Source organism: Roseiflexus sp. (assembly GCF_057785375.1).
Map to the genome: position 1 here is coordinate 58,278 of NZ_JBYNRX010000024.1, position 12,908 is coordinate 71,185.

General features: G+C 60.8%; 11 protein-coding genes. 6 read left to right on the top strand and 5 right to left on the bottom strand.

Annotated features, from left to right (window positions below; genetic code table 11):
* Nucleotides 1-7: 7 nt before the first annotated feature.
* On the top strand, nucleotides 8-889 hold the full coding sequence (locus AC3EA7_RS04320) for a slipin family protein (protein WP_488612804.1): 882 nt from the start codon (nucleotides 8-10) through the stop codon (nucleotides 887-889).
* A 25-nt stretch (nucleotides 890-914) separates the two neighbouring features.
* On the opposite strand, the gene AC3EA7_RS04325 is transcribed toward AC3EA7_RS04320, so the two are convergent.
* The 3 genes from AC3EA7_RS04325 to AC3EA7_RS04335 form a co-directional block, all read right to left on the bottom strand.
* Entirely contained in the window at nucleotides 915-1,697 is a 783-nt protein-coding gene (locus AC3EA7_RS04325) for a tetratricopeptide repeat protein (protein ID WP_488612805.1), read from the bottom strand.
* A 763-nt stretch (nucleotides 1,698-2,460) separates the two neighbouring features.
* Nucleotides 2,461-3,765 (bottom strand): glycosyltransferase, encoded by a 1,305-nt coding sequence (locus tag AC3EA7_RS04330; protein ID WP_488612862.1) that lies wholly within the window; start codon nucleotides 3,763-3,765, stop codon nucleotides 2,461-2,463.
* Entirely contained in the window at nucleotides 3,647-5,107 is a 1,461-nt protein-coding gene (locus tag AC3EA7_RS04335; RefSeq protein ID WP_488612806.1) for a glycosyltransferase, read from the bottom strand. Before AC3EA7_RS04335 ends, AC3EA7_RS04330 begins: the two co-directional genes overlap by 119 nt.
* Before the next feature lie 106 nt (nucleotides 5,108-5,213).
* On the opposite strand from AC3EA7_RS04335, the gene larB reads away from it, so the two are divergent.
* Both larB and larE read left to right on the top strand, forming a co-directional pair.
* A complete protein-coding gene (larB, locus tag AC3EA7_RS04340; RefSeq protein WP_488612807.1) occupies nucleotides 5,214-5,927 on the top strand; it encodes a nickel pincer cofactor biosynthesis protein LarB in 714 nt (237 codons plus the stop codon).
* Nucleotides 5,928-6,171: 244 nt separating this feature from the next.
* Complete coding sequence (gene larE, locus AC3EA7_RS04345) at nucleotides 6,172-7,008, top strand: ATP-dependent sacrificial sulfur transferase LarE (protein ID WP_488612808.1); 837 nt, start codon at nucleotides 6,172-6,174, stop codon at nucleotides 7,006-7,008.
* An 89-nt stretch (nucleotides 7,009-7,097) separates the two neighbouring features.
* Here larE and AC3EA7_RS04350 read toward each other — a convergent pair whose 3' ends face one another.
* Together AC3EA7_RS04350 and AC3EA7_RS04355 are read right to left on the bottom strand one after the other, a co-directional pair.
* Nucleotides 7,098-7,289, bottom strand: a complete 192-nt coding sequence (locus tag AC3EA7_RS04350; RefSeq protein WP_488612809.1) for a hypothetical protein — start codon at nucleotides 7,287-7,289, stop codon at nucleotides 7,098-7,100.
* A gap of 259 nt (nucleotides 7,290-7,548) precedes the next feature.
* Nucleotides 7,549-8,214 carry a hypothetical protein gene (locus tag AC3EA7_RS04355; RefSeq protein ID WP_488612810.1) on the bottom strand — a complete coding sequence of 222 codons (666 nt, stop codon included), beginning with the start codon at nucleotides 8,212-8,214 and terminating at the stop codon, nucleotides 7,549-7,551.
* Between the two features lie 1,280 nt (nucleotides 8,215-9,494).
* Here AC3EA7_RS04355 and AC3EA7_RS04360 point away from each other — a divergent pair.
* From AC3EA7_RS04360 to AC3EA7_RS04370, 3 genes are all read left to right on the top strand, one after another.
* Entirely contained in the window at nucleotides 9,495-10,565 is a 1,071-nt protein-coding gene (locus tag AC3EA7_RS04360) for a BMP family ABC transporter substrate-binding protein (RefSeq protein ID WP_488612811.1), read from the top strand.
* A 173-nt stretch (nucleotides 10,566-10,738) separates the two neighbouring features.
* Nucleotides 10,739-11,854 (top strand): ABC transporter permease, encoded by a 1,116-nt coding sequence (locus AC3EA7_RS04365; RefSeq protein ID WP_488612812.1) that lies wholly within the window; start codon nucleotides 10,739-10,741, stop codon nucleotides 11,852-11,854.
* Nucleotides 11,855-11,866: 12 nt separating this feature from the next.
* Nucleotides 11,867-12,907, top strand: coding sequence for an ABC transporter permease (locus AC3EA7_RS04370; protein WP_488612813.1), 1,041 nt, complete (start codon nucleotides 11,867-11,869; stop codon nucleotides 12,905-12,907).
* Nucleotide 12,908 lies beyond the last annotated feature (1 nt).

The window sequence follows — 12,908 nt, forward strand, 5'->3', positions numbered from 1 at the left end:
GCAAGTCATGGGTTCTGGAGCGTTATTCTTGTGTCTTGGCGTTCTTTTGTTCGCCATTCTAATGATCGGCTTTTCCGCAGTCAAGATTGTGCCAGAGTACGAGCGCGGTGTCGTCTTTCGCCTGGGCCGATTGGTTGGCGCGCGCGGACCGGGGTTGTTCTTCCTGATCCCGATCATCGAGCGGATGGTGCGGGTCGATCAGCGCGTCATTACGATGGACGTGCCGCCGCAGGAAGTCATTACGCTCGATAACGTGACGATCAAGGTCAATGCCGTGCTCTATTTCATGGTTGTTGACCCCGAAAAGGCGATTGTGAAGGTGATGGATTACATTCGGGCGACCATGCAGATTGCGCAGACGACGCTGCGTAGCGTGGTCGGGCAGGTCGAACTCGACGAACTGCTGGCGCGCCGCGAAGCGATCAACGAACGGTTGCAACGGATTATCGATGAACAGACCGAACCGTGGGGCGTCAAGGTCACGATTGTCGAAGTGAAGGATGTCGAGTTGCCGCAAGGGATGCAGCGCGCGATGGCGAAGCAGGCGGAAGCCGAGCGTGAAAAGCGCGCCAAGATCATCCACGCCGACGGCGAACTGGCTGCGTCGCGCATGCTTGCCGAAGCAGCCACCGTGATCGCCAGCGAGCCGGTGACGCTTCAGTTGCGCTATCTGCAAACGCTGACCGAGATCGCCGTCGAAAAGAACAGCACTATCATCTTTCCTCTGCCGGTCGATACGATCAAGGTCTTTATGGATGGTCTGGAGCAGATGCGGCGCAACGGCGTTGCACCCGTTGTGCGCCGTGAAGAAGTCGGTGAGCAATCACACGAGCACGACGGTCAGGCAGTGGCGCGCCACAGCGATAGTGACGATGCCTTGAGATCGTGAACATACAATCGCCTGCGCACGACGGTCAGGCGGCGTAGCCTTCGCGCCCTGAACGTATTGCTCTGTCAATGTCCGCGATACGCTGGATCACAATTGAGCATTGAGCGGCGCTGCAATGGGGCAGTACCGCACGCGCGGCGCTGAGCGCCAGCGCCGCTTCTGCCCATCTTCCTTCCTGCGCCAGGTGCTGTGCGAGTGCACAGCGCAGTGACACCTCGGCGTCCGGTTCTGGTTGGTGCGCCAGCCCTGCGCGCAGTTGCTCTTCGATCAGTTCAGCCTGCGCTCCGACGGCAGCCAGCGCCTGCGCCAAGTAGAGACGCGCTGTGGCACTCCCAGGTTCCATCTCCAGCGCCCGACGTGCAGCGGTTTCGGCAGCCTGTGCCTCTCCCTGTTCGAGCAGGGCGCCGCTCAAAGCTGCGGCAATTGACGATCGGTTTGGCGCCAGCCGCTGCGCGCGTTGCAACAGACGCACGGCAAGCGCGCTTTTGCCGCGCGCCAGCGCAATGGCGCCGCGCAATGCCAGGGCATCCGGCGACCAGGGATGCAGCGCGGATGCTACCGCCGCCAGCGCATCGGCAGTATCCCATCGTGCATTGATGAGAGCGCGACTGGTCAGGTAGAGCGCCATTATGCGGCTGGTAAAGGTCACCACCAGCAGCATAATTCCCGCTCCGATCCAGATCGATGGGGCGATGGCGTTGATAGCCAGCAGGACGACAATGATCGGACCTTCGGGTGCGATCAGCAGCGTCTGTATCAGTCGGTGCTTCAGCGTCGCAGAATGACCAGTGGGTGTGAAGGTTGCCATTGTCACACACTCCTCGATGATCTGATGCCGGGCTCATCAGCAGCATACCAGAAGGTTGTGACAGCAACCGTCACTTTTTTGGGGTGTCGTGGGCGATGTTCGAGCGTTCGTTGTGTCAGGCGCAACGCTCAACGCGCATCGGCGGACATGTCGTGGACGCTGACTGCGCCTCGGCATCAGCAACCCCAACGGGGCTTGCACTTGCTCAGCAAGGGCTTTAGCCCGCAGTGCCCTGGCGTCCCGTTGCGCGCCCCGGCAATAATGAGTCCACTGCAAAAAGGCTTATCCACCAAGGACCCGAAGCGCGCGAAGGGGAAGAACCATGAAGCGCATGTCCTTTGTGTCCCTTGGTGACCTTCGTGGTTGCTTTTTGCAGTGAAGTCAATAATCGTTTTTGAATACGTATTCCGCTATCCACTCGTCCGCCCGGCGGCTGAAGCTGCGGGCTACGGGCGCCAGGCCCGCCTACGCGGGCTGAACCGTGCGATACCGGATTCTGTTCTCGAAAATATTGTACGAATGACCGCGCGTTGGTCTCAGATGTCGTCCTGACGCTGATGCTGCGGGCTGAGTCGCGCAAGCCCCTGCGAGTCTTCCACTTGCGGTGAGCACCGTCGAACCGCGTCCTGAGCGAGATCTTTCGCCTGCAGGGCAGGGAATGCGCGACGTGACGGCATGGATATACCAGATTTATTGCATAACGTGCATAAGTCTGCGCACGTGCTGGAGACCAGGAAGGCGACGCAGCGCAGCGGATGCGACGCTATGTTCGGCTCAGAACTGCATGTCCTGCGGACGCACACCCGGATGCGGCAACGTGATCGTCCAGCGCCGACTCGATGGCGCTGGCATAGACCTGCTCCAATCGTTGAGCAGCGGCGTCCCACGTGTGATACTGCTCGACATACCGCCGTCCTGCTGCACCAATGGCGGCTGCGCATTGCGGATCGTCCATCAGGCTGAGGATGGCGTCGGCATACTCATGCGGTTGTTCCGCCAGCAGCAGGTCGCGCCCTTCAACGGCATGCAGCGCGCGCGACGCCTGTCGCGCTGCAACGACCGGCGTTGCCAGCGCCATGGCTTCGAGCACTTTGTTCTGAATGCCGACGCCGTAGCGCAGCGGGGCAACAGCCAGCGTGGCGCCGGCAATCGTCGGGCGCAGGTCATCCAGGTAACCAGTGACGGTCACGCGCCGGTCGGCTGCCAGTGCGCGCACCGATGGCGGCGGTGCGCTTCCGGCGATTACCACGCGCGTCTCGGGGCGGCATGCCCAGACCAGCGGCATAATGTCGTGCACGAGATGGAGCGCTGCGGCTTCATTGGCGTGGTAACTCATCTTGCCGCTGAAGACGATCGTGGCGCGCGCGCGCGCAATTGGCTGCGGGGTGAAGTAGTCCAGATCAACGCCGTTAGGCACGACTGTTATCGCATCTTGGTCGTGCGGGGCGTCGGCAACGCCGTCGAACCGGCGCTGCGCCGCCGGTTGTGCAGGAGGATACAGGTCGTGACGGAGGGTGCGCAATGCCCATGCGTCCTCCGGCGACGAGACAATGACCTGCTCGAAGTGGCGGGTGTAGCGCGCTTCGTAGGCGCGGGTGCGCGCCAGGTCGATCAGCGCAAGCGCACGGCTCTTGAGCGATGGGCTGCCACGGAGTGTGCGCTCGAACAACAAACTGATGCTGTCTACTGAGTCGAGTACGGCAGGTGTGTGGAGAAGCGCATAGCCAAGGGCTGATGCCCGCAAATGTTCAATGTGTGCTACATCGTACCGTTTGCTGCGATCTTCGGTGCGCACCGCCTCTCGCAAGCGTTTCCCGAAACTGAGCGCCGCCTGCAACGGCAGGTCGCCGGGAAGCGCGCGCAACGCATTCCAGAGCATCTCGGCTTTACTCACATGGACGGTGACAATCCGCGCGCACACGTCGCGCAGCGCGTTGAGCGCCGGTCGGTCATCGGCATTGGCGCCGCACACCAGCGTGATGTGATGACCGCGCCTTGCCAGTGCGCGAATGAAGCCGTATGGCCGCACCCGAATGGGAGATGGAACATATGCGGAGATAAACAGAATATTCATCGTCAGCCCTCTTCGGCGCTTTGGATAGGCTTGCAGTTCTCAGTTCCCGGTTCCCGGTTCTTGGTTCCCGGTTCTTGGTTCTTGGTTCTTGGTTCTTAGTTCTTAGTTCTTGGTTCTTAGTTCTTGGTTCTTGGTTCTTCATCCGCTCATACACCCGATCCATCGCCGGGCACACGGCGCGCCAGTCGTAGCGTTCGAGCAGGCGCTTTCGTCCGGCTGCCGCCAGTCGCTCGCCGAAAGCCGGGTCGCACAGCAGGCGCACAACGGCGTCAGCGAATGCCTCTGGCGTATCGCCGACCAGCAGATGTTCGCCGGGAACCAGGTCGATGCCTTCGTAGCCAATCGTTGTCGAAACCACCGGAATGCCGCGCGCCAGGGCTTCGAGGATTTTCACCCGCATGCCGCCGCCGCTGCGCAACGGGACGATCAGGCAGGCGGAGGCGGCGATGTATGGCGTGGGGTCCGGCACATACCCGGTCACGTCAATCGTCGGGTCCTGCTCGGCAAGCGCGCGCACTTCCGCTACCGGGCGCTGCCCGACGACGAAGAAGCGCACTCCCTCGACCTGTTGCTTGATCAGCGGGTAGATGCTGCGAGCGAACCAGAGCGCCCCATCGACGTTTGGGGGCCACATCATGGTTGCCAGGCTGAGAATGCCGCGTGCATTCGGTTGGCGCGCAATCGGCTGTTCGCGTTCAGCATCGACCGCAATCGGGATGATCGGAATATCACGCTCCGTTCCCATTGCTTCGATCAGCGCCTGACGATCCTCGCGGCTGACCGCTGTGACCGCCTCGAATTCGCGGCAGACCCGTCCTTCGTACACGCGCAGCCGTCGCCACTCGCGCTCCCAGAGGAGGCGTTTGAGTCCACGTTCCTGCATCGCCACCCGGCGGAAGACCGTCCAGACTGCATTGTGTTCGTCGAGCAGGCGCGGTAATGGCAACCGCTCGGCAAACTGCGCCATGTTGAGTTGATCGGCATGCACCAGGTCATACGGTCGTCCGGCAATCTCCGCTTCACGCACCAGGCGCGCCAGCAACTGATGCATAGCGGCGCTATCATCACGCTCGATGATCCACGAGCGTCCGTGCATCAGGCTGCTCGCCAGAGTCAGCGCATTGCGCGCTGTGGAACGTGAGAGCGGGACGGTATGCACCTCGGCAACCGCGTCGCGTAGTGCAGCCGCATCGCTTTCTTCCTGCGCATTGCGCGTGAAGCAGACGAGCGTGACTCGATGGCGCGATGCCAGATGGCGCAGCAGGTAATAGGTTTTGACCTTCGGACCGCTGTCGGGCGGATAGGGAACGATCTGGGTTAGCAGGAGAATGTTCATAACGAACCGTCTTCGATATCAATCTGAGCGTGATTGTATGGTACTGGCATAAAAAGATGCTAAACTTCATGTGACATCATGGTAACAGTGGAGTAATAATACAGCGATGACATCCGCGCGAGATTATCTCGAACAGTTCGCCAATCTCGACCCGGGACGCGCTGCGCGCAGCGGCGTGCCGGAAGTTGTGCTTGCTGAGCATAAAACCTCCGACCAAACCATCGCTATTGTTCGGCACATCCTCGATCATGTGGGGCGTGTCCTGATCAGTCGCGTGCCGCCGGAGACGCGGATGGCGCTCCAGGCGGCGTTTGCCGACACGGTTGAGTGGACGGTCTATAGCGAAGGGCGCACGCTGACGCTGAATAAACCGGGGATCGCTCCGCCGCAGCGTGGCGGGCGCGTCGGTGTGCTGACCGCCGGAACCAGCGATCTTCCCGTTGCCGACGAGGCAATCGCGCTCTGCGTCGAAATGGGGTGCGACATCTGGAGCGCCGGTGATGTCGGCGTCGCCGGTCTGCATCGTCTGTTCGATCCGCTGCGGGTTATGCTCGATGCATCAGTCGATGTTATCATTGTCGCCGCCGGAATGGACGGCGCACTGCCGTCGGTGGTGGCGGGGCTGGTCGATGTGCCGGTCATCGGGCTGCCGACGTCGGTCGGGTATGGTTTTGGCGGCGGCGGCGTCGGTGCGCTGACGAGCATGTTGCAGACCTGTGCTCCGGGACTGGCGGTCGTCAACATCGACAATGGCATCGGCGCGGGGGCGATTGCGGGGCGGATCGCCAACCGGGCTGCGGCTGCTCGCAGGCGGAGATGACGGTCACCCGGGCGGGTGGGGCGACGAACGAGGGATCAGCGTAACCCCGCTGGCGGCGGTGACGGTCATTTGGGCGGGTGGGGCGACGAACGAGGGATGAGCGGCAGCCTCCTGGCAGTCAATTGCGAATGGGTCGCCTGGCGGAGATGACCGTCACCCGGGCGGGTGGGGCAGCAACTGTGGGACAGGCGCATCTGGAGCAGTTGACCATCAGCGGGTAGTTTGGCGAAGGTGACGATCATCTATGGAAACAACGCTTGAGTTCAAATACGAACGCCTCCAGGCGATCCTGCGCGAGATCGGTTCGGCGTTGATCGCGTTTTCCGGCGGCGTGGACAGCACACTCTTGCTGAAGGTGGCGCACGATGCGCTCGGTGATCGCGCCATCGCTGCCACTGCCGACTCTGAAACCTACCCGCGCGAGGAACTCGAACAGGCGCGCGCACTGGCAGCGCTGATCGGCTGCCGCCATATCGTCGTGCGCACCAATGAATTGTCTGATGAAAACTATGCGCGCAACCAGCCAGACCGCTGCTACTACTGCAAGCGCACGCTGTTCACCGAACTTCAGCCGCTGGCTGCCGAACTTGGCGTCGCTGCCATCCTCTACGGCGCCATGGCGGACGACATCGGCACGCATCGCCCTGGTCATCGTGCAGCGATGGAGTTTGCCGTGCGCAGCCCCCTGATCGAGGCAGGGCTGGGGAAGCAGGAGATCCGCGAACTGGCGCGGCGCCTGGGATTGCCGAACTGGAACAAGCCGTCGTATGCCTGCCTCTCGTCGCGGATCGCCTACGGCGAACGGGTGACCGCCGGGAAATTGCGCATTCTCGACGAAGCCGAACGGTTTCTGTGTCACCTGGGGTTCACTCAGTTGCGCGTCCGCCACCACGATACGATTGCCCGCATCGAAGTTCCGCTCGACGACCTGCCCGCCGTCATCGAGCATCGTGAAGCGATCGTGGCGCGGTTGAAGGCGCTGGGGTACGTCTATGTCACCCTTGATCTCCAGGGGTTCCGCAGTGGCAGCATGAACGAAGCGCGCCGGTCGTCACTCGCTGATATTGTGTTGATTGAATAGTCTCGAAAAGACTGACGCAACGGTGCAATGGCGCAAAGAGTAGCGCCCCCGTATAGGACGAGGGGAGCGACTCGAAAGAAGCTGGCATTCTACACATTGCGAAGTTTATAGGGTATCTCGAAGAAAGTATCGCCGAGCAACTGTCGGATTTGCTTCCCCTCGGATGTGGTTGCATGGTAGATAACAAGCGTCGCCCTGCCAGGGCAATGTTGGCTTTCTTCAATAGCGAACACGATAGCATTTGGGTTCAGTTGTTCGACCTGCGCTCCGTGTACCTGCATGTTGCTCCAGAGCATGCTTGATCGCTTTTACGGATGGGAGTTCATCACACGATTGCTGTGCGGGAAATGCTGTGCTACAGGTGATCAGCGACTGGATGACGCACAGGACGATAACACATTGCAGTAGCTTCATAACAGTTCTTCTTCGACAGGCGGGGTTGAACCAGATTATGGCTGTAACGAGGCGGAGATACAGGCGCTTACCGTCGAGCGCCTCCCGGATATGATCTGGCAAGCAGTGAATGGGAGAATGGTTCGTCTATTCGTCCTCTCCCATCGCTTCGTCCAGTGTATGGCGCGCTACGTCGCCGCGCGCAATTAACGAGTCCTGAAAAGCGAGCAAGCGCAAGATCGTACTGTCTGTGATACCAGGGCGTCTGCGCGCAATGATTGTCCTGGCTTCAGCAAATGCGTCGGCACGACGCAGCAGATCCGCCAGGATAACGGTCTCCGCTCCGCGCTGCTCGGTGAACTCCTGCCCGGCTGCAATGGCACGCAAAACCATATTGGCCGCTCTGATCCGACAGGTCTTCGCCGACTCAGATTTCTCCTTATCGTCGCATACCCGGGCGGCATGGACAATTGCCCGTGCTGCTGCGGCATAGTCGCCTGCATGTTCATGAATCATCGCCTGGCATAAAAAATGGTTCGCCAGCTCAGGCATGGCGGGGTCCGCGAGTTGCGCCTGGTACTGTGTGCTTTTGACAATAACTTTTGCCTGCTTCGGCGCTTTGCTGACGTCTTCGGCGCAATAGCCGCACGCAGGACAGCATTGCACCCAGGCGAAGATCGTCGAACGCATCATCTCAGGCGGGCGTGAGTCGAGATCGGGCGAACCGAAAACCATCGTGCTGTCGATTTCGGTATATTCGTGTTCCGCGCGGCAGACGATGCAGGTTTTCGCCGTAAAGGAAATGGTGGTCATAGCGTTCTCCTCGCGCTGTGATACGGTGCTTTCCGGGAAACACTATCTCGCTGCGGGCTAAAGCCCTCGCTGAGGACGCGGTTTGACCGTGCTTACCGCGAGTGAAAGTCCCTTCAGGGCTGGCTTGCACGCCCGGCGTCGCTCGGTCCCTGGGGTGAAGTTGTGGCTCTCTTGCGCATTCGCCTGCATCCCGATCACGTGACATCTCTGCAGGGTTTGCCCGACCTAAACCAGAGCATATTGAACAGTGTAGCCTGCAAAGGTAAATTTCGCAACCGTCGCCTGCGGCTTACGGTTCTTGAGCGGATCCTTCGGTCTCGCCGAGTCCCGTCCGCGCAGGCGGGCTTGGCGCCCGTAGCCCGTGGCTTCAGCCGCCGGGCGGTCAGGCGGATGGCGGAACAATTATTCAAAAACCATCATTGACTTCACTGCAAAAAGCGGTAACCACGAAGGTCGCAAAAGAAATGCTCTTCATTTTTATTCCCCTTCGTGCACTTCGTGTCTTTGGTGGTGAAGCCCTCCATGACTTCACCGCAACAAGCAACCACGAAGGTCACCAAGGGACACAAAGGACATGCGCTTCATTATCGGCAGACGGGCGGAATAACTTCCGCGTTACGCAATCACCAAGGGACACAAAAGAAATGCGCTTCATTTTTATTTCCCTTCGTGCTCTTCGTGTCCTTGGTGGTTACTTCACCGCAACAAGCAACCACGAAGGTCACCAAGGGACACAAAGGACATGCGCTTCATGGTTCTTCCCCTTCGCGCGCTTCGGGTCCTTGGCGGTTGAGCCGGTGTGCAGCAACACGAAGGTCACCAAGGGACACAAAGGACATGCGCTTCATTTTTATGCACCTTCGTGCTCTTCGTGTCCTTGGTGGTTACTTCACCGCAACAAGCAACCACGAAGGTCACCAAGGGACACAAAGGACATGCGCTTCATTATTCCCCTTCGTGCGCTTCGGGTCCTTGGCGGTGAAGCCGGTGTGCAGTGGACACATCATTCTCACCAGCCCCGCAGGGGCTTTTCTGTCCTTAGTGAGGGCTTCAGCCCGCAGCGAAACGGAGGTTTCCGACACTTAATGCCTGCACCCTATGCGCCTCCCCTGCCATTTGGCATCCAACCACGGCTATGCTATAATCCGCCCAACTCCGGGGAATGGCTTCAAAACGCGGATTGCTGTGCTGTGGCCACCACACGATCACTGTGCGTCGCTGAAGCCGTGTACAGATTCTTTGCCCGCGCCCTGCGGGGCGCATCAGGACAGGAGGCGAGAATGAAACGCTCGGTTTCTCTCATCATCCTGCTGCTCGTCTCGGCGTTGATTGCCGCATGTGGCGGGCAGCAGACGGTTACACCGACGGCTGCTCCAACCGGCGCGACTGCCGCGCCAGCCCAACCCACCGAAGCAGATTGCCCCAAGCCCGAAGTGCTGTGTGTCGGTCTTGTGACCGATGTGGGCGAGATCGACGATAAGAGTTTCAACCAGTCCGCCTGGGAAGGCGTCAAGCGCGCCGAAGCCGAATTGGGCGCGATCGTCAACTATGTCGAAACGAAGGACGCGAAGGACTACGCCGCGAACATCGGTCTGTTTACCGAAAAGGGGTATGACGTTATTGTCACCGTCGGCTTTGCGCTTGGCGAGGCGACGGCAAAGGCTGCCGAGGAAAATCCGAACGTGAAGTTCATCGGTGTCGATCAGTTTCAGGCGACGGCAATCCCGAACGTTGCCGGTCTGATCTTTGCCGAGGACAAGGCAGGCTTCCTGGCAGGCGTGCTGGCGGCGGGAATGTCGAAGAGCAATAAGATCGCCGCTGTGCTCGGCACCAACCTGGTTCCGCCGGTCGTTGCCTTCAAAGAGGGGTACGAGAACGGCGCGAAGTATCTCAAGCCCGACATCCAGGTGATTTCGACCTACCATCCGGGCGGTCTCGACACGGCGTTCACCGACCCGAAGTGGGGCGCCGACCAGGCGAAACTGGCGATTGACCAGGGCGCCGATGTGATCTTCGGCGCCGGCGGGAAGACCGGCAACGGCGCGCTGATCGAGACGGCGGCGAATCCGGGTGTGTACTGCATCGGCGTCGATACCGATCAGTGGGAGACGGTTCCCGAAGCGCATCCCTGTCTGATCTCGAGCGCCATGAAGCTGATTACGCCGGGTGTGTTCGACCTGATCAAGAAGGCGCAGGAAGGCAACTTCCCGTCCGGCAACTACGTCGGCGAGGTCGGGCTGGCGCCGTTCCACGATTTCGAGGCGCAGGTTCCGGCAGAATTGAAGGCGAAGATCGCCGAGGTCGATAAAGGTCTGCGCGACGGTTCGATTTCGACGGGATACACGCCGTAAGGTGCGGTCGAGGGCTGCGTCTTCTGGGGACGCAGCCCGTTTTCTTTCGTGCGCTGTGCAGCATCCCGTCGCATGTGGCTGCAATGTCCTATAGCCGGTGGCTTCAGCCGCCAGGACTCCGGGATGGTGCGGTATTCCTCTACTCTGCTCACCCCATCAGGAGCCTGCATCGTATGAAACGTGCTGAATCGCAATCTTCTCCGCAGGCGGATCGCCTGGCGTCGGTGCGCAGCCTGTCGCGCGCCATGATTGTGCCGGTGGCGTCGGTCGTTGTGGCGCTGGCGATTGGCGCGGTGATCATCGTCGTCTCTGGCGCGAATCCGCTCGTGGCGTACAGCGCTTTGTTCGAAGGCGGGTTGGGAAGCAGTCGGGCAATCGGGCGCACGCTCGAAAAGGCGACGCCGCTGATCTTTGGCGGTCTGGCGGTGGCGCTGGCGTTCAAGTGCGGTCTGTTCAACATCGGTGCGCAGGGCCAGTTGCTGCTCGGCGCCGTGTTTGCAGCGTTCATCGGCTTCAGCCTGCAGGGCTTGCCAGCTGTAGTGCATATTCCGCTGGCGCTGCTGGTCGGTGCGCTGATGGGCGCGCTGTGGGCGGCGATTGCCGGTACGCTCAAGGCATTCACCGGGGCGCACGAGGTTATTACCACCATTATGCTCAACTTCGTCGCCTTCAACCTGACTGACTGGCTGGCGGACGGACCCTGGAAGGATCGGTCGCCGGGGAATATTGTGGCGCGCACCCCGGCAGTGGCGCCCGAAGCGCGTCTGCCCGACATCGCCGGCGTGCCGCTGGGAATGATCCTGGCGGTGCTGGCGGCGGTCGCGGTCTGGTGGTTGATCTGGCGCACGACGATTGGGTTCGAGTTGCGCACCGTCGGGCAGAATGCCAGTGCGGCAAAGTATGCTGGCATCTCAGTACGCCAGATGACGGTGCTGGCGATGGTCGCCAGCGGCTTCCTGGCGGGGCTTGGCGGCGCCGTCGAAACGCTCGGCGTCGTCGGGCGGTTTCAGCCGGGGTTCAACGTCGGTCTTGGCTTTCAGGCAATCACCATCGCGCTGCTGGCACGCACCAATCCGATTGCCGTCATTCCGGCATCGCTGCTGATCGGCCTCATGCAGGCCGGCGCAGGTCGAATGCAGTTCAATTCGGGTGTGGCATCGGAGATCATCGATGTTATTCAGGCGCTGATCCTGTTCTTCGTCGCCGCTGAGAGCATCATTCGCTGGGTGCTGCGCCTCCGTGCCGAAGAGGGTGAACGGGTGACCCTGAGTAGCGGTTGGGGATCGTAAGGGGAATGGGGCATGCAGATCACGAAGAGGATGGCGCGACCGTCGGCGGCGCGGATTCCCTGGGTGACGATTGGGGTGTGGAGCGGGTTGGCGATCCTGGTGCTGGTCGCCTATGCGCGCGCGCCGCTGGCGACGACAGCGGTGCTGACGTCGACAATCCGTCAGTCGACGCCGATCATTCTCGGTGCGCTGGCAGGCATTATGTGTGAGCGCTCTGGGGTGATTAACATCGGCATCGAGGGTATGATGCTGATCGCTGCGTTCCTCGGCTTTCTGTTCAATGTGTGGACGGGCGACTTGCTCCTGGCGACCCTGGGAGCGCTGCTCGTCGGTGCGGCGGTTGGCGCGTTCCACGCGCTGATGTCGATTACGCTCAAGGTCGATCAGATTATTGCCGGCACCGTCATCAATATTCTTGCCGTGGGGTTGACCGGTTATTTCTATCAGCAGGGGTTGACAACTCGCGGGAAATGGTCGTCGGTGAGCATTCCGCTGCTGGCGGACATTCCGGTTGTCGGTCCGGTATTTTTCAGCAACCCGCCGATCACGTTCGCGTCGTTGATCCTGATCGTCGTTGTCCACGTGCTGTTGTTCCGCACCGCCTGGGGATTGCGCACGCGCGCCGTCGGCGAACATCCCGCCGCCGCCGATACGGTCGGCATTGCGGTCAATCGCGTGCGGTACATTAATGTGATTGTCGGCGGTATGCTCGCCGGGCTGGCAGGCGCGTTCCTGACGCTCGAATCGGTCGGTTCATTCGAGCGGAATATGACCAACGGGCGCGGCTTCGTGTCGCTGGCGGTGATGATTTTCGGCAAATGGACGCCGTTTGGCGCCTGGGGCGGATCGCTCCTGTTCGGGTTCGCCAATGCGCTGCAATCACAGATACAGTTCCTCAAGAATCAACTCCCCCCCTGGCTGGCATGGATCGGCGATCTGCCGCCGCAGTTCATTGGAATGCTGCCGTATGTGTTGACCATCGCCGTTCTGGCCGGCTTCGTCGGGCGCGCCCGCCCACCCGCCGCAATCGGCAAAGTGTACCAGAAGGAATGAC